Raw genomic sequence first — 23,787 nt, forward strand, 5'->3', positions numbered from 1 at the left:
TGTCGGCGACTCTGCTGCGCAATTCCTGGGTCAGGCTGTGAGTCGGTAGGCGAGGCGTTCGAGCCGGCTGCTGCGGGTGTGATGCTGGTCGTGTCCGGTCCAGTGGGCGTCGAGTCTGATCACGTTGAGTGCGGTGGCGGAGAAGGCGTGTTGGAGGCGGACTTTCGGTAGCCCGCGGTAGCGGGCCCGGCGTATGCCGGTGATGTCGAGGGCTTGATTGATAGTGCCTTCCACACCCGCTCGCAGGGCGTACTTGGCCTTCCACGTCTCGGTCTTCTGCTCGGCGCGGGCCTGGGTGAGGGCTTCTTCTGGCTCTCTGGGGCGCAGGGTGAGCATGCGGCGGCCTTTCGCGGAGCTGGTGCATTGGTCGCGGAAGGGGCAGGGGCGGCAGGTGCGGACGCCGAAGGTGATGACGATCGCGTCCGTTCCGTGCTGTTTCACGGGGTTCCAGTGCGCGCTGGTCTTGCCGGCGGGGCAGCGGACCTGGCGGGCCCTCCAGTCGATGATGAAGGCGCTCTTGTCGAAGCCGGCGTGGGCCTTGGCCTGGGCGGAATGATCCAGCAGAACCGGGGTGACCATACGGGTGCCCTGTTTCAGCGCGGCGGCGATGAGGTCGGCGGATGGATAGCCGGAGTCGAGGTAGTGCTCGGCGGGCCTGATGCCGTGCTCGGCCAGGCGCTGTTGGACCGGGGCGGTCGCTTTCACATCGGGCACGGTGGCATCGGTGGTGCACACGTCCGTGATCAGATTCGGTGCCGCCCGGACACCGGCTTCGGCTTCGGCTTCGGCTTCGGTGGGAGTGTCGCAGGTCTCGGTGAGATGGACCTTGTAGCCCATCCAGAACAGGCCCTCGCCCTTGGCCGCCCAGCGTGCGTCCGCGTCGTAGGGGGAGGCGAGGCGGCGATGACCGGGCGGGACACCCTCGTCGTCGGCGGCCCGCTTCTTGATCACCTCCCGTCCCCTGGTGTCGGTGCTCAGGTAGTACGTCTGGACGAGGATCTGCCGCAGGATCTGTACGGACTCGATCTCACGGATCCATGGGGGTGTGCCGGGTGACCAGGCCGCCCGGCACAACGCCAGCGCGTCCTGGCCGAAGACCTGCGCGAGCCGGTCGCGTTTCGTCTGCGAGGCGGGCATGCGCCAGCCGTCCACCCGCGGCCCGTACCGGTGAGCGAACTCGGCGACATCGACCTGCCCGGCCAGCCACGACGGCGCCGCGACAGCCAGGGCCTCCAGCGCCGCCCGCACACTCTCCCCGGCCAGCTCGAGGCGGTTCAAGTCCCGCACCGCACTGATCACATGGGTGGAATCGGTCCGCTGCCTGCCCCCGGCCGCGACCAGCCCCTCCTCCACGCAGTACTCAAGGAGACGGTCGAAGACCACCCGTTCCATGCCGTTGTCGGACAGGCGGGAACGGAACCGGCTCAGCACACTGGCATCGAAGCCGGTGTCCGTCAGCTCCGCCCCGAGCGCGTACTTCCAGTCGATCGCCCGCACCGCCATCGCCGCGGCCTGCCGATCGGTCAGATCCTCGGCGAACTGCAACACCGTGACCAGGCACAACACCCCCGGAGACAAACCCGGAGCCCCACGCACCCCGAACGCCGACGCGAACGGCTCGTCCGCGAAAACCTCCGCGAGCCGGTCTCGCACCCGTATCGCCAGGCTCCCCTGCGGGAACGCCGCCCGCGCCACCATCACGGTCTGCTCCGGGACTTCCGGCAGCCCCTCCGGCCGCATCGACATCCACACCACCCCCACGGCCGCACGACAGGACAACGACCGTACAGACGATCATCCCGTGCCCACCTTCACCCCCGCACGGAATTGCGCAGCAGAGTCGTCGGCTCGTTGTGTTGGGTGTGCCAAGGCCGGGACAGGTGAAGTCGGTGGGGGGCGAGCGGTTTTCGGATCGCATCGCTCTCGGAGTGTTAACGCGTGCGTTTACGCCTGATCTGGTGGACGAGGTGGTGGCGGAGTGCGGGCGTGTTGAGCAGCGTCAGCGGCTGCTTCCGGCACGGGTGGTGGTGTATTTCGTGCTGGCGATGTGCCTGTTCTCGGGGCAGGGGTATGAGGAGGTCGGGCGTCTTCTCACGCAGGGTCTGGAGCGTCAGGGCCGCTGGGTAAAGGGGTGGCGGGTGCCTACGAGCGGAGCGATCGGGCGGGCGCGGCTGCGGCTGGGGCCGGAGGTGCTGAAGGCGTTGTTCGCCCGGGTGTGCCGGCCGGTGGCCGTCGCGGGGTCGCGGGGCGCCTGGTTTCGGGGGCTGCGGTTGGTGGCTGTGGACGGGACGACGTTCGATCTGCCGGACACGGTGGCGAATGCCGGGTATTTCGGGCGTCCGGGGACCGGCCGTGGGCAGGGCAGGAGTGCGTATCCGCAGGCCAGGGTTGCGGCTCTGGTCGAGTGCGGCACTCATGCGGTCTTTGCTGCCGAGGTCGGTCCGCTGGCGGTGCACGAGACCGTGCTGGCCGGGCGCCTGTTCTCTTCGTTGACCCGGGGAATGCTGCTGATGGCCGACCGCGGGTTCCTCGGATTCGACCTGTGGCGGGCCGCCGCGGCAACCGGCGCCGACCTGCTCTGGCGGGTCAAAAGCAACGCGGTGCTGCCTGTGGTGACGTCGCTGCCCGATGGTTCCTACCTGTCGGAGATCGTCGCCGCCCGTGACAAGAACCGGCGGGCCGACCCGGCCCGGGTCCGCGTCATCGAGTACACCCTTGGCCCACGCGGGAAGGACGGCACCGTCTACCGGCTGGTCACCACCCTCCTCGACCCGGACACCGCGCCGGCGGCGGAACTTGCCGCGCTCTACGCCGAACGCTGGGAGATCGAGACCACGCTGGACGAGATCAAGACGCACCTGGGCGGGCCACGTCTGGTCCTGCGCTCCCAGCACCCGGCCGGGGCCGAGCAGGAGATATTCGCGTTCCTCCTCGTTCACCATGCCGTGCGGGACCTCATGCACGAAGCCGCACGACAGGAGGGACACGATCCGGACCGGATCTCCTTCACCCGCGCCGTGCGCGTTGTCCGCCGCCAGGTCACCGCCCAGGCGGGCTTTTCCCCCTCCCGACTCACGCGGGCCCTCGCACAGACTCTGCTTGAAATCGGTCAACGGCTCCTGGAACCACGGCGGTTACGCTCCAATCCCCGTGTCATCAAACGCAAGATGTCCAACTGGGCCCTCAAACGCACCGAACACAACAACCAGCCCCGGCCGGACACCCCAGTAGTCACCCTCGTCGGACCCACCAAACCAGCCCCAACCTCCCGGAAAAAGACCTAAATCACCGGTATTGGGGCTAGGCCAGGACCACCGGTCGAGGCGGTGCCGCCCCACGCCTGGTGCGTGGGGCGGCGCATCCCCCGGACCGTCGCTACCTGCGGGGGCGGCCCGTCCTTCGGGGCCGTCGTCACACCTGCTTCGTGGTCGGCCGGGGAGTGTCGGTGGGCGGCACCGAGGGGCCGATCTCGCACCAGACCGCCTTGCCCTCGCCACGAGGCTCGATGCCCCAGCGGGCGGCGACGGCATCCAGGAGCAGCAGGCCCCGCCCCGATGTCGCGGTCTCACCCGGGCTGCGACGCCTGGGCCAGGCGCTGGAGCGGTCCTGCACGGACAGGCGGACCCGCCGCACGGGTTCCGGCAGCACCTCCAGAGTGAGTACCGCGCCGCCTTCCGTGTGCAGCAGGACATTCACGAGAAGTTCGCCGGTCACCAGCTCGGCATCATCCGCGAGTTCGGCCATGTCCCAGTCGGTCAGAGCCTGGCGCACGATGGTCCGCGCGTCGGACAGCCCCTCCGGGTCCGCCTGGTGGATGTACTGGTGCAACCGCGGGGCCCGTGGCGACCCGGGGTCCGGGCTGCGCCGGAGAACCAGAAGGGCCACGTCGTCCCCCGAACCCCAACGCTCCCAGAGCTGGTCCGACAGATGGTCGGCCAGTGCCTGGGCGCTCGCCGGCCCTGCGCCCACCTCGTTGATCAGTGCCTGTACGCCCGCATCGATGTCGGCCCCCGGCTCTTCCACCAGGCCATCGGTGTACAGGACAAGAGTCTCGCCCGGCACCAGGTCCAGGCGGGTCTCCGGGAACTCCTCGTCCTCGAAGTCGGTCGAGATGCCCAGCGGCAGTCCGCCCCGCACCTGAGGGCTGCCGACCCGGCCGTCCATATGCCGGATCAGTGGGCCGAAATGTCCGGCCCGAACCACGCGCACGGTCCCCGAAGCGAGTTCGACCTGGGCGTACGTACAGGTCGCGAAGCGGTCCGTGTCCAGTTCCGCGAGGAAGCGCGAAGCCCGCGCCAGCACCGTCGAAGGAGGATGTCCTTCGGCGGCGTACGCGCGCAGGGCGATGCGCAACTGCCCCATGATGGCGGCGGCGTGCGTGTCATGGCCCTGCACGTCGCCGACCACGATCCCGAACCGGTTCTTGGGCAGGCCGATCACGTCGTACCAGTCGCCGCCGACCTGGCGGCCGCTCCAGGCGGCGTGGTAGCGCACGGCGATCTCGCCGCCCTCGATCTCCTGGATTCGCCGCGGCAACATCGCCGACTGAAGGCCGGTGGCGAATTCGCGCTCCTCGTCGAAGAGTTTCGCGCGCTGCAGGGACTGCGCCACGATGGCAGCCAGCCCCAGACACAGATTGCGCTCATCCGCGTTGAAGGTCGTGTTCTCGCGGTAGAAGAGCGCCAGGGTGCCGAGGGAACGCGCCTGGGCGACGAGGGGCAGATAGGCGACGGCCCGGAATTTCAGCCGGTTGGCATAGGGGGCCAGTACGGGATAGCGGCGGGTGAGAGCCGTGACCGAGGTCAGAAACCGGGGCCGGCCGCTGAGCACGGTGTCCGCCAGCGGGAACCGCCGGTCCAGCCCCGCCTCCCCGAGCGCGTCGATCGCCTCCACCGAGTCGCCGCTCAGAGCGATGACGCTCAGCGTGGTGTTCTCGACCAGACCGAGCGAGAGACCGTCCGCCCCGAGCCGGGCAAGCCCACCCGGGCCGGTGAGAGCGGCGGTCACGTCATCGACGGTCACCGCGCGTGACAGCGCACTGGTTGTTCGTTCAACGATGCTGGTCTGCCGCTGTCGCCGTTTTTCCAGATCGAGCACGAAGGCCGAATAGGTGACCTCCGCAGTGGCGTCCTGTACCACCCCGATGATCCGGTGCGCCTGTCCTTGGTCGCTGCGCAGAATGCGCGCCTGGATGTGGGTCCACTGGTCCCTGCCGTCGTCCGTCGGCACCCGGAAATGAACGCTGTACGAACTGCGTCCACTTTCGATCGCCTCCTGGATCGCCACATCGAGACGGGTCCGCTCCGAGGGCTCGAGCCGGTCCAGCACGGTCTCGGGCCGTGAGTCGAAGGTCTGCGGGTCCAGACCGAACACCAGCAGCCCGGCGTCGTCCATGTCGAGAGTCCCGGCGTCCACGTCCCACTCGAAGCTGCCCGTCCGATTCATGGCAAGCCGCTGAGCCGTCGCGTTGTCGCCGTTGTGCGTCTTCTCTATCAGCAGGCGTGGCGGGACGGAAGTGCTCGATTGCTGGTCGTAATCGGTCATTCCTGCTCCGGGGGTCGCCGGGCGGGGCTGCCGGACGGCGCGGCCCGAACCGGGTCACTCAATTGTCGAACCGGTTCCGGCAGGTTGCCACAGCGGACACCCGGAAGCATCCGGCAGGGAAGCCGGACCGGGCGGGCTCCGGACCCCTGCCGCCCAGGCACGGAACCCGCCCCGGAGAATGGCAGCGGAAGATCGTCCGCGATCGGCGGTCGATACGGCACAGGGGCTGACCGGAGCGCATTCATGACCCACGAAGATCCCGTTCTGCTGCACACCGAGGGGCGTGTCCGGCACATCACCCTCAACCGTCCGGGCGCCCTGAACGCTCTGAACCACACCATGGCGGTGCGTATCGACGCAGCGCTCGCCGACGCCGAGCTCGACGACTCCATCGCCGCGGTCCTGATCACCGGGGCGGGTGAGCGCGGCCTCTGCGCGGGCGGCGACATCCGGTCCATCTACGAGGACGCCCGCGCCGGCGGCGGCACATCGATGGACTTCTGGCGCGACGAATACCGGCTCAACGCGCGCATCGCCCGATTCCCCAAGCCCTACGTCGCGATCATGGACGGCATCGTGATGGGCGGCGGTGTCGGTGTCTCGGCCCACGGCGACGTCCGTGTCGTCACCGAACGCTCGCGCGTCGCCATGCCCGAGACCGGAATCGGATTCGTCCCCGACGTCGGCGGCACGTATCTGCTCGGTGCGGCGCCCGGCGAGCTCGGCACCCATCTGGCGCTCACCGCGGAGGCGGTCGGCGCGAGTGACGCGCTGCTGTGCGGTCTCGCCGACCATTTCGTACCCTCGCAGCGTCTCGCCGAACTCACCGCGGACCTCGCCGGCTGCGGTACGGCTGCCGAGATCGAGCAGACGGTGCGGCGGTACGCCTCACCCCCGCCGGACGGTGAACTGGCCGAGCACCGTGAGTGGATCGACTCCTGCTACGGGGCGGACTCGGTCGAGGAGATCGTCGACCGGCTCGACAGCAGCGGTGTCCCCGCCGCCGAGCAGGCCGCCGAAACCATCCTCACCAAGTCGCCGACCGCGCTCAAGGTGACCCTCTCCGCTCTGCGCAGAGCACGCGGGCTCGACAGCCTGGAGGCGGTGCTCGACCAGGAGTACCGGACTTCGTGCACCGCCTTCACCCGGCCCGACCTGGTGGAAGGCGTGCGCGCCCAGATCATCGACAAGGACCGCGATCCGCAGTGGAGCCCGGCGGCTCTCGCCGAGGTCACCGAGGCCGACGTGGCACTCTTCTTCGCCCCGCTGGGCCACTGCGAACTCGGCCTGGCCGCCGCTCTCAACATGACGGCCTGAGAGGACCGGGATGGACTGGGACGAACCAGGACAGGTCGCGACGGGCCGAGACGGACTGTGGCGGAGCGAGGGGAGACCACGTACGGGAATCAGAGGTCGTTCGGCCCGTCGACCGTACGGAACGGGATGCCGAGCAGGTCGGCCGCGGCCTTGAGGTCCTTGGCGCGGTGGCCGGTGCACAGCGTCCAGTGGTGACCGATGCCGGTTGCGGCCCAGGCATCGGTCCACTCGCCGGGGTCGAAGCCGAAGTCGACCCGGGAGGTGGTGTTGCCGATCTCCAGCAGCGGCCCCGGTACGACCTCGCCCTCGGAGGCGATGAAGGTGAAGGTGCCGTCGGCCTCCTGCCCGATGCCGAACGTGGTGACCGGGCCGTGTCTGACGTCGAACTCCACACTCACGCCCCAGCCGCGTTTGCCGTGGTAGACGCCCAGCCCGCGCAGCAGCGGGTCTTTGGCGCTGATGGCCAGGTGGGCGGGGCCGTCGTGGCCCATTTCGACAACCCGGTCGCGGAAATTGAGGGCCTGGAGTTCGGTGAAGGAGCCACCGGCGCCGATGGTGTCGGCGATCAGCATGGCGAGGCTGGTGCGCAGTTCGTACTCACCGGCCATCGGGATGCCACGTGCGGTCAGCAGCGACGCGCCGAGGATCATGCCGGCGCCGAGCCGCTCGTGGATCTCGCCCTCCAGGCCGCGGTGGTAGTAGGCGAGACTGTCGAGTCCGAAGTCCTCGACGAGCCGGTCCAGTCCGACCGAAACCCGTGCCGCCCAGGCGAGATCGTCCTCGTCGACGGATTCGTCGAGGGTGAAGACCGCACGTGCTAGCGCGACGCGTTCGGTGGCCGCCTCGTCCGTCACGGCGGCGACCCGGACCCGCAGGTCGTCGAATTCGAGGACTTCGACATGCCCGCCGAACCGGGTGGAGACCAGCGTCATGTCGGTGGAGACATCGAGCATGCCGGGGTAGAGGTGGCCCATCAGACCGTGCCGGCCGTGGCGCATCGCGCCACGCACCTGCGCGGCACGGATCCAGCGGCGGATCCGCTTCCAGGCGTTCTCGTCGCGCAGATGGCCCGAGACGGAACGGAACGGGATCCCCCCGCGCCGGAACACATTGGCGACCTCCGGCAGCGGGCACTGCCCGCAGTACGCCAGCCACTTGCCCGTGTCGGTGTCCGGATGGTCCATCGCCTCGGTCGGCTGGAGGTCGATGACCAGCACCGGAGCATGTGCGCGCTGGGCGATCGGCAGCACCATCGAGGCTGTGAGATACGTCGTCAGAAACGTCACGACGATGTCGCAGTCGGCCGACCGCAGCCGTTCCGCGGCCCTTGCCGCCTCCTGCGGATCGGAGATGAAACCAGCGTCGACGACCTCGCAGCTCATCTCCTCGAACCGCCCGGTCACGAAGCGGGCCGACTCCCGCAGTCGGTCGAGCAGACCGGGGAACTGCGGCCAGTACGCACCGAGTCCGCCGGACACCAGACCGACACGGGTACGACGGCGCGGGGTGCGGGCGAGCACACCGTCGAGCACGATGGGCGAGACATCAGTCATGAGATTCCTTCCTTCGGTTCCGTCGAGGGCCCGGACCTCCCCGGAGGGCGCCCCGGCTCCCGGCCGAGGGCAGGGCCGAATGGGCTCACGCCCGTTTCAGCCGCGCAGCGGCCAGGTCCCAGGCCCGCCCGTCCCCCTGCGGGGTGTAGTGGCGCAATTCCTGTGTCCGTGCCACCAGTTGTCGCATGTCCGCGAGGTCGCCCACCAGTCCCTGGGCGCGTGCCTGCAGCAGGATGTTGCCGAGCGCGGTCGCCTCGGCCGGTCCGGCCGTGACGGGCAGCCCCGTGGCATCCGCGGTCCACTGGCACAAGAGCTCGTTGCGCGAACCCCCGCCGACGAGATGGATCCGGGTCAGCTCCCGCCCCGCAAAGCCGGCTGCCTCCCGCAACGTCCTGCGGTGGGCCAGCGCCAGGCTCTCCAGCACACACCGGACATAGCCGCCGACGCTGTCGGGCGGTACCTGCCCGGTCCCCAGGAGACGGGCGTCGATGCGCGACGGCATGTCACCCGGCGCGAGGAACGCCTCGTCGTCGGGATCGATCACCGCCGCGAACGGCCGGGCACGGGCCGCCTCTGCGAGCAGTGCGGCCAGGCCCGGATCCTCGCCCCTCCGGTCCCAGGCCCGCCGGCACTCCTCCAGCAGCCACATCCCCATGATGTTGCGGAGATGGCGGACCGTGCCGTCCACCCCGCGCTCATTGGTGAAGTTCGCCGCGCGGGACTCCTCCGTCAATACCGGAGCCGGCAGCTCAAGTCCGGCCAACGACCACGTACCGCAGGACACATAAGCAAACCCGGGCTCGGTCGCGGGCACCGCCGCGACCGCCGACGCCGTGTCGTGCGAGGCGACGGCCGTCACCGGTGTCCTGGCCGGCAGACCCGTGTACTCCGCGACATGCGGCAGCAGCGTCCCCGCCGGATCACCCGGCTCACGCAACGGGGGGAACCAGGAACGCGCCAGACCCAGTCGGCCGATCAGCGCATCGGACCAGCCGTCGGCCGACGCGTCGAACAGACCGGTCGTCGACGCATTGGTGATCTCCGCCCCCACCGTGCCGGTCAGCCAGTACGTCAGCAGATCAGGGATCAGCAGCATCGTCCGTGCCGCACCCCACTGGGCACTCGCACGGTGAGCGGCAAGCTGGAACACCGTGTTGAACGGCAGATGCTGCAACCCGCTGACGGCATACAGCTCCCGCGCCCCGCACACCGCCAGCACCTGCTCGGCGGCCCTTGCGTTCCGGCTGTCCCGGTAGTGGAACGGCAGCCCGAGCAGTGCCCCGTCCGCATCGAGAAGGCCGTAGTCGACCGCCCACGTATCGATGCCGATCGAGGCGATCGGACCGCTGCGCGCAGCCATACGTAGACCGTCCAGCATCCCCTGGAACAGAGCGAGCACGTCCCACCGCAGCCCGTCCGGCAACCGCACCGGCGTATTGGCGAATCGGTGCACCTCGTTCAGTTCGAGCCTGCCGGGCCCGGCCAGGCCGGTGATCACCCGGCCGCTGGTGGCACCGAGGTCCACGGCGGCGAAGGCAGCCTCGCGTCGTGACGTCACAGACATGGAGATCTCATCCGGTCATCGAAGGAAGGCCGCGGCCACACCGGCGTCGACGGGTACGTGAAGTCCGGTCGTGTGCGTGAGGTCCCCGCCGGTCAGCGCGAACACGGCGTTGGCCACATGCTCCGGGAGCACCTCGCGCTTGAGAAGGGTCCGCTGGGCGTAGAACTCGCCGAGCTTCTCCTCCTCGATGCCGTACGTCGCCGCACGCTGGGCGCCCCAGCCTGCCGCGAAGATGCCCGAGCCACGCACCACGCCATCGGGGTTGATGCCGTTGACCCGGATCCCGTGCTCGCCCAGCTCGGCAGCCAGCAGCCGCACCTGGTGGGCCTGATCGGCCTTGGTGGCCGAGTAGGCGATGTTGTTCGGACCCGCGAACACCGCGTTCTTCGACGTGATGTAGACGATGTCGCCTCCGATGTTCTGCGTCCTCATCACCCGGGCGGCCTCGCGCGAGACCAGGAACGAGCCGCGCGCCATGATGTCGTGCTGAAGATCCCAGTCCCGGGCTGTCGTCTCCAGCAGCGGTTTCGAGATGGAGATCCCGGCATTGTTCACGACGAGATCCACGCCGCCGAACGCCAGCACGCCGGCCCTGAACGCATCGACGATCTGCTCCTCACTGGTCACATCGACCGTCACGGCGACAGCCTTGTCGGACCCGCCGAGTTCCCGCGCCACCGAGGCGGCGTTCTCCGCGTCGATGTCCGCGACGACGACACACGCCCCCTCCGCGACCAGCCGGTGCGCGATGGCCTTGCCGATGCCGGATCCCGCGCCCGTGACCAGCGCCACCCGGGTGGCCAGCGGCTTCGCCTTCGGCATCCGGCGCAGCTTGGCCTCCTCCAGCTCCCAGTACTCGATCCGGAACTTCTCGGACTCCTCGATCGGTGCGTACGAGGAGACGGCCTCGGCACCACGCATCACATTGATGGCATTGAGATAGAACTCTCCGGCGACCCGGGCCGTCTGCTTGTCCTTGCCGAAGGAGAACATGCCGACCCCGGGCACCAGCACGATCGCCGGGTCCGCGCCGCGCATCGCGGGGGAGTCGGGGCAGGCATGACGCTCGTAGTACGCGTGATACGCCTCCCGGTACTCCCCGTGCAGCTCCTTCAGCCGTGCCGCCGCCTCGTCCAGCGGGGCATCCGCGGGCAGGTCGAGCACCAGCGGGCTGACCTTTGTGCGTAGGAAGTGGTCCGGGCACGAGGTGCCCAGAGCGGCGAGCCGCGGGTGTTCGGTACGGGCGAGGAAGTCCAGCACCGGCTCCGTGTCGGTGAAGTGGCCCACCTGAGCGCGGTCGGTGGAGGCAAGTCCGCGGATCAGCGGGGCGAACGCGGCCGCACGCTCCCGGCGCCGCTCCTCGGGAAGGGGTTCGCGGCCCGCCCACGCGGGGCCGAAGGGTTCAGCCCTGCCCCGCTCCTGGAGGAAGGTCTCGGCGGTACGGATCATCCAGAGGGCGTTGTGCTCGCACTCCTCGGACGTCTCGCCCCAGGCCGTGATGCCATGGCCGCCGAGGATCACCCCTACGGCCCGCGGGTTGGCCTCCTTGACCGCGGCGATGTCCAGACCGAGCTGGAACCCCGGCCTGCGCCAGCCCACCCAGGCCACCTTGTCGCCGAAACACTCCGCGGTCAGCTTCTCACCGTCGGCGGCGCACGCCAGCGCGATTCCCGAGTCCGGATGCAGATGGTCGACATGAGCGGCCTCGACCAGGGCGTGCATCGCCGTGTCGATGGACGGCGCCGCACCACCCTTCCCGTGCAGGCAGTAGTCGAACGCCTGGACCATCTCGTCCTCGCGCTCCACCCCCGGGTACACGTCCTTGAGAGCGCGCACCCGGTCCAGGCGCAGCACGGCGAGCCCGGCCTCGGTGAGCGTGCCGAGATCACCACCGGAACCCTTGACCCACAGCAGTTCGGTGTCGCCGCCGGTGACCGGGTCGGTGCCGGTGGCCTTGACCGATGTGTTGCCACCGGCGTAGTTGGTGTTCCGGGCGTCGGAGCCGATCCGGTGGGCGCGTTCCAGGAGTGCGGCGACTTCGGCGTGCGTCGCGGAGGTCATGGGATTCCTTCGTGGTCGGGGGTCCGTCTGAACCGGTCGGTGAAGGTGCGGGGGAGGAGACGGAGCTCAGGCGCCCCAGCCGGCCTGCTTGCCACCGACCCGGGCAGCGGCGATCCGCTCCTGGTTGCCCGAGGCCAGATATGCGGCGAACGGGTCCCTGGCCAGGCCGAGTTCCTCACGCACCTCGGCCAGCAGCGGACGCACATCGGTGCTGTACGCATCCATCAGGGCGCCGTTCGCGGCCAGCACATCGCCGGACTGCTGCGCGGCGCTCAGTGAGTCCATGTCGACCAGCAGCGCCTTGGCGGTAGCTTCCTGCACATTGGCGACCGACCGGATCACGGCGGGGATCTTCGCTTCGATGTTGTGGCACTGGTCGAGCATGAAATTGACGTTCGTCTCGGACTTCAGGCCGCCGTTCCTGACCACCTCGTGCATGATCCTGAACAACTGGAACGGGTCGGCCGCCCCGGCCATCAGATCGTCGTCCGCGTAGAACCGGGAGTTGAAGTCGAACGCGCCGAGCTTCCCCGCGCGCAGCAGAAAGGCCACGATGAACTCGATGTTGGTGCCCGGCGCGTGGTGCCCGGTGTCCACGACCACCTGTGCCTTCGGACCGAGACCCTGGCAATGCGCGTACGCCGTACCCCAGTCGGGCACGTCGGTCGCGTAGAACGCGGGCTCGAAGAGTTTGTACTCCAGCAGCATCCGCTGATCGTCACCCAGCCGCTCGTACACCTCGGCCAGCGCCTCGGCCAGCCGGTCCTGGCGGCCCGTGATGTCGTCCTGCCCGGGGTAGTTCGTGCCGTCGGAGAACCAGAGCTTGAGATCGGGAGACCCGGTCTCGTCCATGATGCCGACGCACTCAAGCAGATGGTCGGTGGCCTTGCGGCGCACCTTCGGATCGGGGTGGGTGACCGAGCCGAGCTTGTAGTCGTCGTCCTGGAAGACGTTGGAGTTGATCGCCCCGATCCGCAGCCCGAGATCCTCGGCGTGCCGGGTGAGCGCGGCGTAGTCCTCGACCTTGTCCCACGGAATGTGCAACGACACCTTCGGCGCCACGCCCGTGAACGCGTGCACCTGCGCCGCGTCCTCCAGCTTCTCGAACGGATCGCGCGGCACACCCGGCTGCGCGAACACCTTGAATCGTGTCCCGGAGTTCCCGTACCCCCATGAGGGCGTCTCGATGACCTGGGACTTCAGAGCTGCCTTGACGGCCGACACCTCAGACATGAACACCTCGCAAGCAGAGTCATCCAGTGACCGATGACCGTTCGGACGCGTGAATCGTTTCATCTGGACCGTACGCTAGATTTGCCACAAGCTTCTCGTCAAGGAGCTGGTCGGGTTCTCCTGCTGACTTGAATCAATTCATCGAACGGTCGCTCGGTCCGCCCACCCGTTCGGAGCATGGTGGCCCATCGGGGCGCCGAGATGAAGAGAGACGGCGCGAGGCCGCGACGACGACCGCAATGCCTGACGGTCACACGCCTCAGATCGCAGATCGCCGAGCCTCGAAGCCGATTGCGCGACGCCGGACTCCGATTCCCGGACGCCGGACGGGGCCGACCGAGCCGATTCGGCCCGCCCGTCCGGCGGTGGAGCACCCTGCGCCCGCGGTGCTGTTCAGCAGGTGCGCTCAGCGACCGCCGCCGGACATGCTCGGCTGCAGCGAGCTCACGAGGTCGAAGAACCGGGACTCGTTGCCACAGAGGCCGGCACGTCGCAGGGCACCATCGGCCTCGGCGATCGGCGAGGCGAGCAACGGCACGTACAAGGGGCCGTCCTCCGGCTCCGTGAGCGCGGCACGAGTGGCCTCCAGCAGTCGGACGTACGCCTGGGCCGCGGCGAGTTCGTCATTGCGCATCTGAGCATCTCCCGGTCAGAGGTGTCGGAGCCACCAGCATCCCCCACTGGTCTGACAACGCCCGCCGACGGCGGCGGGTGGGCGCCCGCTACCCGTCGTTCGGCCCTCGCGCACCGGCCGGTGGTTCGACCTCGAGGAATCTTCGACGACGCGCTCCGCGGTACAGCAGCACCGTCCAGCCCAACTCCCGCAGCACGGCCGCGCACCGGGCCAGCTCGGCCTCCTCCGCATGGGCGGCTCCGCTGCCGGGCGGCCCGAGCCACTCGACACGTACACCCCCCGGTGTCTCACCCTGCTGCAAGCGATATCCGGTCGCCGTGCGCAGGCCCGATCCGTCGACGGCCGAGGCGGTCAGGCCCGATGCCTCCAGCGCGATGGCGACCGCCCGAAGCGGCCGGTGTGTCTCCCACGGGGCGGGTACGCCCTGCGGGTCGGCGTGTCCGGTGTTCGTCAGCCGACGGATCTGCAGCATCCCCTCGAACGCCGTCCGCACGGAAGAGGAGCGCTTTCCGTCCGGCACCGGAGCCGACGGGCCGTCCCCGGTGGCCGGTTCGAACCCGGTCTCGTGCTCGGTGTCCATCAGTGTCCCCCTTCGCCCCTGCCGTACTGCTGCCAGTGTGCGCCGTGCCACTGACAGCGGCTCGGGTGCGGGGCGCAGACCGTCCTCCGCAGCCGATGCCGCCGCGCCCGGTACCCCGAGTCACATCTGCGGAGCGACCCGTTCACCGGTGAGTGTAGGACCGCCCCCGCCGAGCACCTTGCCCGGGTTGAGGATGCCGTGCGGGTCCAGCGCCGCCTTCACCGCGTGATGCATGCCCAGCACCGCGGAACCCAGCTCCTTGTTCATCCCGCGCATCTTCAGCAGTCCCACCCCGTGCTCGCCCGTCACCGTGCCACCCAGGGCGATGGCATCGTCGAGGATGTCCTCGAAGGCCGACTGGGCGCGGGCGCGCGGCTTCGTCGCCGGGCGTGGTGATGATGAGCGGGTGCAGGCTCCCGTCCCCGGCATGAGCGATGTTGGCCACCAGAATGTCGTGGCGGGCCGCTGTCTTCTCGATCCGGGCCAGCATTTCGGGCACCGCGGTCCGAGGCACGCACACGTCCTCGGTCAGGACCGGACCGAGGCGCTCCAGCGCCGGGTAGGCCAGCCGACGCGCCTGGAACAGCGCATCGGCTTCCTGCTGGTCCGTGGAGACCGCGGCCCAGGTGGCTCCCGCCCGCTCGAAGCACTCCCGCACCAGTTCGGCCTCGGCGTCGCCCTCCGCGCCCGGCGTGTCGACCCGGCCGAGCAGCACCACGTCCGCGTCTGCGGAGAGCCCCATCTTCTTCCAGGCGTCGACAGCGGCCAGGCAGTGACGGTCGACCAGTTCGAGCGCCGAGGGGATCACACCCGAAGCGGTCACGGCGCTCACCGCCTTACCCGCGGCGACCACCGAGGAGAAGTACCCGGCCACGGTCCGTTCCTGCGGCCGTGCCGGACGCAGCCGCACCGTGATCTCCGTGATCACGCCGAGGGTGCCCTCGGACCCGACCATCAGGCCGGCCAGGTCGTACCCCGCTACGCCCTTCGCGGTTCGCCGGCCGAGCGAGACGACCTCACCGAGCCCGTTGACCACTTCGAGGTCGAGGACGTAGTCGCGCGTCACGCCGTACTTGACGCAGCACACGCCCCCGGCGTTGGTCGCGACGTTCCCGCCGATCGTCGACCAGGGCGAACTCGCCGGATCCGGTGGGTACCAGAGCCCGTGCTCCGAGCCCGCCGCCCGGAGATCGTCGTTGACCACTCCCGGCTGGACGACGGCCAGCCGCTCCGCCCTGTCGATGCGGATTATGCGGTTCATGTCCTCGAAGGGCAGGACGATCGCTCCGTCCACGGCGTTCGCATCTCCCGACAGGCCGGTGCCCGCGCCGCGCGGAACCGGCGGGATGCGGTGGGCCAGGCAGTGCCGGACCACATCCCGGACCTCTTCGGTGTTCTGCGGACGCACCACGGCCCGCGGCGTTCCGTACGGGGCCCACTCGGCCTCGTCGTGCTGATACCGCGCGAGGCCGGTCGGATCGGTGAGTACCCGGCAGGCAGGGATGTCGTCGACTGCTGCGTTCGCCACGGTCGTGGCCACCTCCTACAAAGATGTACCACCCACCACCATCGCGCGCAGGGCTCGGGCCGGATCGGAGCCCCCTGATCCGGCGGTCATGAAATTGACGCGAACAGGTGACGGATCCCGATAAGGTCGACCGTCCAACAGTTCCGTACCCAGAGGACCTACGCACCGTGCCCGACAATGTCCAAGGCCCCGGCCACGACCGCACCGATCGTGCCGCGCTGCGCGCCGACTGCGCGAACTGTTTCGGGCTGTGCTGCGTGGCGCTGACCCTGACACGGTCCGCGGACTTCGCGATCGATAAGGACGCGGGGAAGCCCTGCCGGAACCTCCAGGAGGACTTCCGCTGCGGCATCCACACCGAACTGCGGACACAGGGCTTCCCCGGCTGCACCGTGTACGACTGCTTCGGAGCGGGCCAGAAGGTTTCCGGCGAGATCTTCGACGGACAGGACTGGCGCAGGGCCCCGCAGACCGCCCGGCAGATGTTCCAGGTGTTCCCGGTCGTGCGGCAGCTCCATGAACTGCTCTGGTACCTCACGGAGGCGCTGTCCCTGGAACCGGCGCGGCCCCTCCGCGCGGAGATCCGGCGCACCCTCGACGAGACGGAGCGCCTCACCCACCTCCCGGCGGACGCGTTCTCGGAACTGGATGTGGCCGGGCACCGCGACGTCGTGGCCGAACTGCTGCTCCGTACCAGCGAGCTGGTACGGGCGACGGCGCCGCGCAGGAAGAAGCGTGACCACCGCGGCGCCGACCTCATCGGAGCCAGGCTCAAGGGTGCCGATCTGCGGGGCGCCGATCTGCGCGGCGCCTATCTGATCGCAGCGGACCTCACCGGTGCCGATCTGCGCCTGGCCGACCTGATCGGCGCCGACTTCCGGGACGCGGACCTGTCCGGCGCCGACCTCACCGGAAGCCTCTTCCTCACTCAGGCCCAGCTCAACGCGGCCCGCGGCGACACGGCGACGAAGCTCCCGCCATCACTCGGCCGCCCCACGCACTGGGACCGGTGAATCCCGGCCCGAGGCGGCCACCGACTGACGGCCCGGACAGCACCACTGGCGGCCACGGACCATCCGCGCCGCACCGGGACGAATCGGCCGGTGGGTCGGGGCACTGCGGACGTGTCCGGTTCGTTGCACAGTGCGGCGTACCCGGAACGCCGCAGACGACCGGACCGAGGAGTCCCGCACATGCCCAGCAGTACCGACCGCAGCCGCACCGAACCGAGTCGCACCGACGGGAACCGCACCCGTCTGGTCGAGCGCCTCATGGAGCAGTTCCCGCACGTGCCCCGGGAAGCCGTCATCAAGGAGGATCTGCTGCGCGGCGGCGTGGCGTTCGACGAGTCCGCGCTCAGCGACAACGAGGACGGTGACGTCAAGCCGAAGTCCTACTTCATCTTCTCGTTCGACCACGGCACCCTTCCCGAGCTGGGCGCGGCCGCACTCCGCCGTCCGCCGGAGGAGATCGTCCTCACCGGCGGTCCGTACGACCTGCGCAGGACCGTCGTGTCGGTGCGGGTCAACCCCGCGTCCCCGTACCGTGTCGCGGCCGACGACGACGGTGTGCTCGGGCTGTATCTCGACGGCCGGCGGATTTCCGAGGTGGGTCTGCCGCCCATGCCGGACTACTACCGGCACACGCTGGAGAACGGCAAGTCCGTGATGGAGGTGGCGCCCACCATCCAGTGGGGATACCTCGTCTACCTGACCGTCTTCCGGGTCTGCCAGTACTTCGGGGCGAAGGAGGAGTGCCAGTACTGCGACATCAACCACAACTGGCGCCAGCACAAGGCGGCGGGACGCCCGTACACCGGGGTGAAGCCGGTCGAGGAGGTCCTGGAGGCGCTCGCCATCATCGACAAGTACGACACGGCGAAGACCTCCACCGCCTACACCCTCACCGGCGGGGCCATCACCTCCCACATCGGAGGCCGCGACGAGGCCGATTTCTACGGGCAGTACGCCAAGGCCATCGAGGAACGGTTCCCCGGCCGCTGGATCGGCAAGGTCGTCGCCCAGGCCCTGCCCAAGGCCGACGTACAGCGGTTCCACGACTACGGTGTGCAGATCTACCACCCCAACTACGAGGTGTGGGACCGCCGGCTGTTCGAGCTCTACTGCCCGGGCAAGGAACGCTACGTGGGCCGCGACGAATGGCACCGCCGCATCCTGGACTCCGCCGAGGTCTTCGGCGCCCGCAACGTCATCCCCAACTTCGTGGCGGGTGTGGAGATGGCCGAGCCCTTCGGCTTCACCACGGTGGACGAAGCCATCGCCTCGACCACGGAGGGCCTGCGGTTCTTCATGTCGCACGGCATCACCCCGCGGTTCACCACCTGGTGCCCGGAGCCCACCACCCCGCTCGGGAAGACCAACCCGGACGGGGCGCCGCTCGAGTACCACATCCGCCTGCTGGACGCCTATCGGGCGACCATGGAGGAGTACGGCCTCAGCTCGCCCCCCGGCTACGGGCCGCCCGGACCCGGACGCGCCGTCTTCTCAGTCAGCTCGTTCATGGACAGCCTTCCGGCCCGTCCGGAAGACGACCAGTAGTACCGGTCCGGTCGTCGGGCCCGGACCCGATCCGGGCCCCGGCCGCCAGTTCACGTACCACGCGCGCTAACCCCCGTACCAGGTTGTTGTCCGTGCCGTCGACCCAGGCGAGCACGGTCCGCAGGGGCTCGACATCGGTCAGTGGCACCCAGGAGAGATCCGGACGGGTGTAGTACCTGGCCATGCTCATCGGCGCGGAGCAGATGGCGGAGCCCTCGGCCACCTGCTCCAGCATCTCCTCGACATTGTCGTTGGTCGGCCCCCATCGGGGACTCGATCCGTCCGGGCGAGGGTTGACCGCCCACCAGTCCACCCATGTGCGAGGCGCACGCTCGGTCCACATCAGTGGCTCGTCGCCCACGTCGAGTACGGAAATCTCGTCGCGGCCCGCGAGCGCGTGCCGGAGTTACCGATGAACGCAGGGACAGGCGCCGCCGACCGCGACCGGACGAAGACTCGCGTCTGGCTCATCACGGGAGCGTCTTCCGGATTCGGCCGTTCGATCGCCGCCGCCGCTCTGGCCGCAGGGGACACCGTCGTGGCCACGGCCCGCAGGCCCGAGGCGCTCGACGATCTGGTCGCGGCCCACCCCGACCGGGCCGTGTCAGCCCAGTTGGACGTCACCGACACCGCACGCATCGCCGCGCTCGTCGCCGACACGGTGCTCTGGCACGGGCGTATCGATGTCGTCGTCAACAACGCGGGCCTCGGCCTGGTCGGGGCGGTCGAGGAGACCACCGACCAGGAACTGCGGGACCTGATGGACCTGCATTTCTTCGGTCCCGCGGCGCTGGTCCGCGCGGTGCTGCCCCACATGCGCCGTCAGAAAGCTGGCGCCATTGTGCAGATGAGCAGCATGGGCGGACGGTTCACCTTCCCCGGGGTCGGTGCCTACTCGGCGAGCAAATTCACCCTCGAAGGACTGTCCGAGGCCCTCGCGGCAGAGGTCGCCCCGCACGGAATCAAGGTCCTGATCGTCGAACCCGGATCGTTCCGGACCGGGTTCGCCGGGGGAGGGGCGCTCCGCCGGGCCGCCGAGATCCCCGCGTACGAGGCGACTGTCGGCCCCGTACGGACAAACCTCCCCGGCTCGGACGGCAAGCAGGAGGGCGACCCCGATAAGGCGGCTGCAGCCATTCTCACCGCTCTCGCCGCCGAGGAGGCGCCACTGCGACTGCCGCTCGGGAACGACGCGATCCATGCCCACCTCGAAGCGGCCCGCGCAGAGACTCTCGCCTGGGAGACGGTCAGCCGCAGCACCGACTTCGACGAATGAGAAGTGCGCCCTGCCGCACCTGACGGCAGGGCGCGCGCAGGGCCCTCGGACGCGCGCCGGAGTGCGCCTGAGGGCCCACGGCCGGCGCCGGGGCGCTCGCCGGTCAGGGGCACGCAGGGAGTGACGGGTACGAACCCGACCGCCCCCGGCGCCGGGGACGTCAGGCGCGCCACTCGGCCGTGCGCTCGGGGGACGCTTCGGCGAGCGCCTTGACGATTGCCTCCGCGTCGCCCTGATGACCGTAAACAGGCGTGCCGGGCTGCTGACGCCAGGACTCGTCGAGGCCTCCCGCGTCCACGGTGTCGAAACCCAGCTCGTCGATGAGTTCGCGCACGACCTGCTTGGCCGCCGCGTCGTCACCGGCCACCGGCAACGCCTGACGGCCGGGGCTGCCCTGGGGAAGGCCGTTGGAGAGGATGTCCTGCGCGTACGTCCCGTTGAACGCCTTGATCACCGGATGACCGATCTGCTCCTCGGTCCACCGGCTCTCGGGCTTGCCGTTCTCGATCGCGGCGATACGGCCGTCGCGCTGTTGCGGATAGTAGTTGCCCGTGTCGATGACCGCGACCGCGTCCGCGGCACCGTCGATCAGGCCGGCGGGCAGATCGGGGACGGCCTTGAGGGGGACGGTGACGACGACGACCTGGGCTCCCCGAGCCGCTTCAGCAGCGGTGACCGCGGCGGCTCCGGTCTCGTCGGCGAGCGCGGAGAGCGTCTGCGGGCCGCGCGAATTGGCGACGGAGACGTCGTGGCCCAGCGCGGTGAGGCGCCGGGTGAGGTTTCCGCCGATGTTGCCCGCTCCGATGATGCCGATCTTCATGGATCCGACCTTCCCATGGCGCCTGCGGTACGTGATGTTGTCTCGCGCATCATCAACTACCCTTCCCCGGTCCGTATTCCTGGCGTTGGAAAAGCGATTCGCCCGTTCACCCGAAGGATGGGAACGAGTCACTGCGGGCACCTACAGGAGGAGAACGGAATCACTGAGCCCACTTGAAGGCGGTGCCCATGCTGCATGGCGTCGATGTCAGCTCCCATCAGTCGTCCTTCGACACGGACGGACTGGACTTCGTCTTCATCAAGGCCACCGAGGGGCGTTCGTACACCAATCCGCATCTGGCGGCCCAGGTGAAACGTGCGAGGGACGCGGAGTGCGTGGTCGGCTTTTATCATTTTCTCTGGCCGGGAAACATCACGGCCCAGGCCGAGTACTTCCTGAGCAAGGCTCCGGAGAAGGCGGGCGATCTGCTCGCCGTGGACTGGGAGCAGAACGGCGAAGGCACGAGGGCCGGCAATGCCGAGAAGGACCGCTTCATCCGTGAGGTCAAGCGCCTGCGGCCCCACCACAAGGTTCTGCTGTACTGCAATCGCTACTTCTGGTTGAACCACGACACCACGTCGTATGCCGGGGACGGTCTGTGGATCGCCGACTACGTGACCGCGGGGAAGCCCAGGATCAAGGCGTCCTGGCGTATTCATCAGTACACCGACCAACCGCTCGACAAGGACGTCGCCGCCTTCTCGTCGCGGACGGCCATGCGCGACTGGGCCCGGGGGTAGGCGCCGCGCCAGGGCGGTGAGGCCGAGGACCGGACGCCGGAGCACGGGCACCGCCATGACCGGATCAAGATGACGGGGTGCAGGACGCGTGGCGCGGTGTACCCGGAGCTGGGCGCCGCGCGTCGTGCTCCGGCAGGCACGGATGCGGGCATCCATGATGCGCTCCGATTGGTAGGTGAGAACCTATGATTGGTGTGGGCCTAAGATGGTGCCGATGAGCGAGACCCCGCCCAGCCTTCTGGGACTCACGACCTATCTGATGTCCAAGACCGGCAAAGCGGCGCGTGGCATGCTGGCGGCACGACTGGCCGAGCGAAATCTGCGGCTCTGGCACATGGCCGTGCTGTCGGCGCTCGTCGACTTCGGCCCTCACGTACAACGGGAACTGGCATCGCGGCTCGGCATCGACCGGAGCGACATCGTCAAGATCGTGGACGATCTCTCGGTGGCCGGTCTCGTCGACCGGGCCCGCGACACCGGCGACCGCCGCCGGGTGACCGTCACGCCCACCCCGGCCGGCCGTGCGGCGCTCAGGGAGCTCCAGGCCGAGGCACTGGCTGTGCAGGAGGCGCTGCTCGCACCTCTGACCGGGTCGGAACAGGCCCAGCTGGCAGCGCTGTTGAGGCGTGTGCACGCCCATGTCCATGAAGGTCCCGCAGGGGCACAGCCAGGTCGCTGACCGATTCCCCGGGTCCGGTGCGGCACACTTCTCGGGTGACCACAGCCGCGGCTCAGCCGCCTCGCGACCGCGCACTCGGGCGCGGAATCACCACCCTCATTCCCCAGGCCGCCACGGCCACCCCGGCCGAACAGGCGGCGGCCGTACTGACGGCGATGCAGAGCGTTCCGGTGCGTGTGGGTGTCCTTCAGGCGGCCGTGGTCCTCCTGGAGGAGCGAGTGCGCGCGACGGACGACGGTGCGGAGCGAGCGGCCGCCGCGACGACGGTCGCCATGCTGCGCAGCGCGATCGGCCGGGCCGGCTGAACCGGGCCAGGGTCCGGGGAAGTTGATCAGCGCAGCTCGTCGAGGAGCCGGGCGCACTCCTCGGGATGGTCCCGCCAGTACTGCCAACTTCCCTCATGGGAAAGGACGTCGGCGAGTGCGTCCGCCAGATCCGGACAGCGAAGCCCGGCGATCTCCCGTACGACCACGACGGCCGCCAGCAGCCCGTCCCGCCCACCTTCGGCCAGATACCCGAGCGCGGCGGCAGGGTCCTCCGCGGCCGACGCGTGCGTGGTCTCCACCAGTGGCTGCAACCACCGGGCCCACTGTCGGTACCGGCCCGTCCCGTCAGCCGGCACCTCCGTCTCCAGGAGCGGTGCCAGCGCTCGCGCGAGACGTCCGCAATAGCTCACCGCACTTTCCGTGACCCATGGGTGTTCCGCGGTGAAGTGCTCCCACCCGGTCTGTACCCCCAAATCGTCGAACATCTGGGCGCCGACGGGCCGCAGGCCCTCGGTCCCGCCGAGAACGAAGGCATCCCGCAACACTTCGTAAACAGGCGGGGAGTGTTCCGCGAGCAGCACGGCATCGTACAGATCCTTGCCCTGCGGGTACATGTCGGTGACCAGCCACAGCAACTTCCAGGCCAGCGAAAGCTCGGGGGAGACGGCCCGCACGCGGCAACCCGGGCCATCTCCCAGCGGCCGGAGTTCGGTGAGCACGGCGGGCGAGGGAAGGCTCTCGTTGAACACCACGTCGAGCTGCACGGTGCCGCCGGGCACCCCGTCCGCCGTCCACGGCAGAAGCATGCGCCGGCCCGGAACCCGGTCGTACGTCCAGATGTCCTCCGCCACCATGCCTGCCGCGTCGATCCGGACGGGGCCACCGACGGCGGCCGCTGCCGCGTCACGGGCGATGGTGCCGAAGAGACCCGAGGTCCGAGGGTCGTCCATGGCCCAGTCCCGGGGTACGAAGAGGAAGTCCAGATCACCCGGGTCGCGGGCGGCCTTGCCGAACCATGTGGCCATCAACACGCTGCCACGCAGCACCAGATGGTCGCTCCACGGACCGACCGCGATCGACGCGAGCACCGTGTCGAGTACGGTACGCCGCGCCCGATGCCAAGTGCGCCCCACCTCTTCCCCGCCATCGCCGAAGTCCGGTTCTCCTGCCCGGTAGGCATTGGCGAACTGCTTGAGAGCGGGTTCGAAGACCAGGGGGTGATTCATCCCGTCCGGTGCGGGCAGCAATGTGCCCGGAATCTCCGAGCTGTGCCGTGTCTCCTCGTTGAGGGGCGTATGGGGAACCTGCGGGGAGCCCTCCCACAACCTGGTCCAGGAAGCGGATTCGTCGGCGGAGGACATCATGGTGAGGCTCCTGCGGGAGAGTGCGCTGCCGTGCGCGAGACCCGTGGCGGAAGCTGAAGCATCGGGCACG

The 23,787-nt window shown here is 69.3% G+C and carries 17 protein-coding genes and 3 pseudogenes; 8 read left to right on the forward strand and 12 right to left on the reverse strand.

The window, feature by feature from the left end:
* Positions 1-30: 30 nt before the first annotated feature.
* On the reverse strand, positions 31-1,746 hold the full coding sequence (locus OG611_RS38525) for an IS1182 family transposase (protein ID WP_266425309.1): 1,716 nt from the start codon (positions 1,744-1,746) through the stop codon (positions 31-33).
* Positions 1,747-1,862: 116 nt separating this feature from the next.
* Here OG611_RS38525 and OG611_RS38530 point away from each other — a divergent pair.
* Positions 1,863-3,065: pseudogene (locus OG611_RS38530) on the forward strand (IS4 family transposase); the annotation flags it as partial.
* A 346-nt stretch (positions 3,066-3,411) separates the two neighbouring features.
* On the opposite strand, the gene OG611_RS38535 reads toward OG611_RS38530, so the two are convergent.
* Complete coding sequence (locus OG611_RS38535; RefSeq protein WP_266431045.1) at positions 3,412-5,544, reverse strand: SpoIIE family protein phosphatase; 2,133 nt, start codon at positions 5,542-5,544, stop codon at positions 3,412-3,414.
* A gap of 243 nt (positions 5,545-5,787) precedes the next feature.
* Here OG611_RS38535 and OG611_RS38540 point away from each other — a divergent pair, with 243 nt between their 5' ends.
* Positions 5,788-6,861 (forward strand): enoyl-CoA hydratase/isomerase family protein, encoded by a 1,074-nt coding sequence (locus tag OG611_RS38540; protein WP_266431047.1) that lies wholly within the window; start codon positions 5,788-5,790, stop codon positions 6,859-6,861.
* A gap of 89 nt (positions 6,862-6,950) precedes the next feature.
* On the opposite strand, the gene OG611_RS38545 is transcribed toward OG611_RS38540, so the two are convergent.
* The 7 genes and pseudogenes from OG611_RS38545 to OG611_RS38575 form a co-directional block, all read right to left on the reverse strand.
* A complete protein-coding gene (locus tag OG611_RS38545; RefSeq protein ID WP_266431049.1) occupies positions 6,951-8,414 on the reverse strand; it encodes an L-fucose/L-arabinose isomerase family protein in 1,464 nt (487 codons plus the stop codon).
* Positions 8,415-8,499: 85 nt separating this feature from the next.
* Entirely contained in the window at positions 8,500-9,978 is a 1,479-nt protein-coding gene (locus tag OG611_RS38550; protein WP_266431051.1) for a rhamnulokinase family protein, read from the reverse strand.
* Between the two features lie 15 nt (positions 9,979-9,993).
* The gene (locus OG611_RS38555) at positions 9,994-12,039 is read right to left on the reverse strand and encodes a bifunctional aldolase/short-chain dehydrogenase (RefSeq protein ID WP_266431053.1); all 2,046 of its coding nucleotides are present in this window, start codon (positions 12,037-12,039) and stop codon (positions 9,994-9,996) included.
* Between the two features lie 66 nt (positions 12,040-12,105).
* Positions 12,106-13,272: an L-rhamnose isomerase gene (gene rhaI, locus OG611_RS38560; protein WP_266431055.1), complete on the reverse strand. Its 1,167-nt coding sequence runs from the start codon at positions 13,270-13,272 to the stop codon at positions 12,106-12,108.
* Positions 13,273-13,678: 406 nt separating this feature from the next.
* Positions 13,679-13,906, reverse strand: a complete 228-nt coding sequence (locus OG611_RS38565) for a hypothetical protein (RefSeq protein WP_266431056.1) — start codon at positions 13,904-13,906, stop codon at positions 13,679-13,681.
* Positions 13,907-13,994: 88 nt separating this feature from the next.
* Entirely contained in the window at positions 13,995-14,486 is a 492-nt protein-coding gene (locus tag OG611_RS38570; RefSeq protein WP_266431058.1) for a hypothetical protein, read from the reverse strand.
* A gap of 120 nt (positions 14,487-14,606) precedes the next feature.
* Positions 14,607-16,014 (reverse strand): annotated as a pseudogene (locus OG611_RS38575) (FAD-binding oxidoreductase).
* A gap of 167 nt (positions 16,015-16,181) precedes the next feature.
* Between OG611_RS38575 and OG611_RS38580 the strand changes: the two are divergent.
* Both OG611_RS38580 and OG611_RS38585 read left to right on the forward strand, forming a co-directional pair.
* Positions 16,182-17,027 carry a pentapeptide repeat-containing protein gene (locus OG611_RS38580; RefSeq protein ID WP_266431059.1) on the forward strand — a complete coding sequence of 282 codons (846 nt, stop codon included), beginning with the start codon at positions 16,182-16,184 and terminating at the stop codon, positions 17,025-17,027.
* A gap of 180 nt (positions 17,028-17,207) precedes the next feature.
* Positions 17,208-18,572 (forward strand): radical SAM protein, encoded by a 1,365-nt coding sequence (locus OG611_RS38585; protein WP_266431060.1) that lies wholly within the window; start codon positions 17,208-17,210, stop codon positions 18,570-18,572.
* Here OG611_RS38585 and OG611_RS38590 read toward each other — a convergent pair.
* Positions 18,532-18,960, reverse strand: a pseudogene (locus OG611_RS38590) (hypothetical protein); the annotation flags it as partial. The gene OG611_RS38585 and the pseudogene OG611_RS38590 overlap by 41 nt on opposite strands.
* Before the next feature lie 24 nt (positions 18,961-18,984).
* Between OG611_RS38590 and OG611_RS38595 the strand changes: the two are divergent.
* Positions 18,985-19,848, forward strand: a complete 864-nt coding sequence (locus OG611_RS38595) for an oxidoreductase (RefSeq protein WP_266431061.1) — start codon at positions 18,985-18,987, stop codon at positions 19,846-19,848.
* A gap of 160 nt (positions 19,849-20,008) precedes the next feature.
* On the opposite strand, the gene OG611_RS38600 is transcribed toward OG611_RS38595, so the two are convergent.
* Positions 20,009-20,704, reverse strand: a complete 696-nt coding sequence (locus OG611_RS38600) for an NADPH-dependent F420 reductase (protein WP_266431454.1) — start codon at positions 20,702-20,704, stop codon at positions 20,009-20,011.
* Positions 20,705-20,856: 152 nt separating this feature from the next.
* Between OG611_RS38600 and OG611_RS38605 the strand changes: the two genes are divergently transcribed.
* The 3 genes from OG611_RS38605 (at position 20,857) to OG611_RS38615 (ending at position 22,392) form a co-directional block, all read left to right on the forward strand.
* Positions 20,857-21,408 carry a glycoside hydrolase family 25 protein gene (locus OG611_RS38605; protein WP_266431063.1) on the forward strand — a complete coding sequence of 184 codons (552 nt, stop codon included), beginning with the start codon at positions 20,857-20,859 and terminating at the stop codon, positions 21,406-21,408.
* Positions 21,409-21,622: 214 nt separating this feature from the next.
* Positions 21,623-22,087 (forward strand): MarR family winged helix-turn-helix transcriptional regulator, encoded by a 465-nt coding sequence (locus tag OG611_RS38610; RefSeq protein WP_266431064.1) that lies wholly within the window; start codon positions 21,623-21,625, stop codon positions 22,085-22,087.
* A gap of 35 nt (positions 22,088-22,122) precedes the next feature.
* The gene (locus OG611_RS38615) at positions 22,123-22,392 is read left to right on the forward strand and encodes a hypothetical protein (protein WP_266431065.1); all 270 of its coding nucleotides are present in this window, start codon (positions 22,123-22,125) and stop codon (positions 22,390-22,392) included.
* A 26-nt stretch (positions 22,393-22,418) separates the two neighbouring features.
* Here OG611_RS38615 and OG611_RS38620 read toward each other — a convergent pair whose 3' ends face one another.
* Complete coding sequence (locus OG611_RS38620; protein WP_266431066.1) at positions 22,419-23,786, reverse strand: nucleotidyl transferase AbiEii/AbiGii toxin family protein; 1,368 nt, start codon at positions 23,784-23,786, stop codon at positions 22,419-22,421.
* Position 23,787: the final 1 nt, after the last annotated feature.

This window comes from Streptomyces sp. NBC_01363 (genome assembly GCF_026340595.1).
In the GTDB taxonomy this organism is placed as follows: Bacteria; Actinomycetota; Actinomycetes; order Streptomycetales; family Streptomycetaceae; genus Streptomyces.

What these genes read in the sequence shown, in the direction of transcription:
- OG611_RS38525 (WP_266425309.1), bottom strand. Translation starts at nt 1,746, where the DNA reads ATGTCGATGCGGCCGGAGGGGCTGCCGGAAGTCCCGGAGCAGACCGTG.
- OG611_RS38535 (WP_266431045.1), bottom strand. Translation starts at nt 5,544, where the DNA reads ATGACCGATTACGACCAGCAATCGAGCACTTCCGTCCCGCCACGCCTG.
- OG611_RS38540 (WP_266431047.1), top strand. Translation starts at nt 5,788, where the DNA reads ATGACCCACGAAGATCCCGTTCTGCTGCACACCGAGGGGCGTGTCCGG.
- OG611_RS38545 (WP_266431049.1), bottom strand. Translation starts at nt 8,414, where the DNA reads ATGACTGATGTCTCGCCCATCGTGCTCGACGGTGTGCTCGCCCGCACC.
- OG611_RS38550 (WP_266431051.1), bottom strand. Translation starts at nt 9,978, where the DNA reads ATGTCTGTGACGTCACGACGCGAGGCTGCCTTCGCCGCCGTGGACCTC.
- OG611_RS38555 (WP_266431053.1), bottom strand. Translation starts at nt 12,039, where the DNA reads ATGACCTCCGCGACGCACGCCGAAGTCGCCGCACTCCTGGAACGCGCC.
- rhaI (WP_266431055.1), bottom strand. Translation starts at nt 13,272, where the DNA reads ATGTCTGAGGTGTCGGCCGTCAAGGCAGCTCTGAAGTCCCAGGTCATC.
- OG611_RS38565 (WP_266431056.1), bottom strand. Translation starts at nt 13,906, where the DNA reads ATGCGCAATGACGAACTCGCCGCGGCCCAGGCGTACGTCCGACTGCTG.
- OG611_RS38570 (WP_266431058.1), bottom strand. Translation starts at nt 14,486, where the DNA reads ATGGACACCGAGCACGAGACCGGGTTCGAACCGGCCACCGGGGACGGC.
- OG611_RS38585 (WP_266431060.1), top strand. Translation starts at nt 17,208, where the DNA reads ATGCCCAGCAGTACCGACCGCAGCCGCACCGAACCGAGTCGCACCGAC.
- OG611_RS38595 (WP_266431061.1), top strand. Translation starts at nt 18,985, where the DNA reads ATGAACGCAGGGACAGGCGCCGCCGACCGCGACCGGACGAAGACTCGC.
- OG611_RS38605 (WP_266431063.1), top strand. Translation starts at nt 20,857, where the DNA reads ATGCTGCATGGCGTCGATGTCAGCTCCCATCAGTCGTCCTTCGACACG.
- OG611_RS38610 (WP_266431064.1), top strand. Translation starts at nt 21,623, where the DNA reads ATGAGCGAGACCCCGCCCAGCCTTCTGGGACTCACGACCTATCTGATG.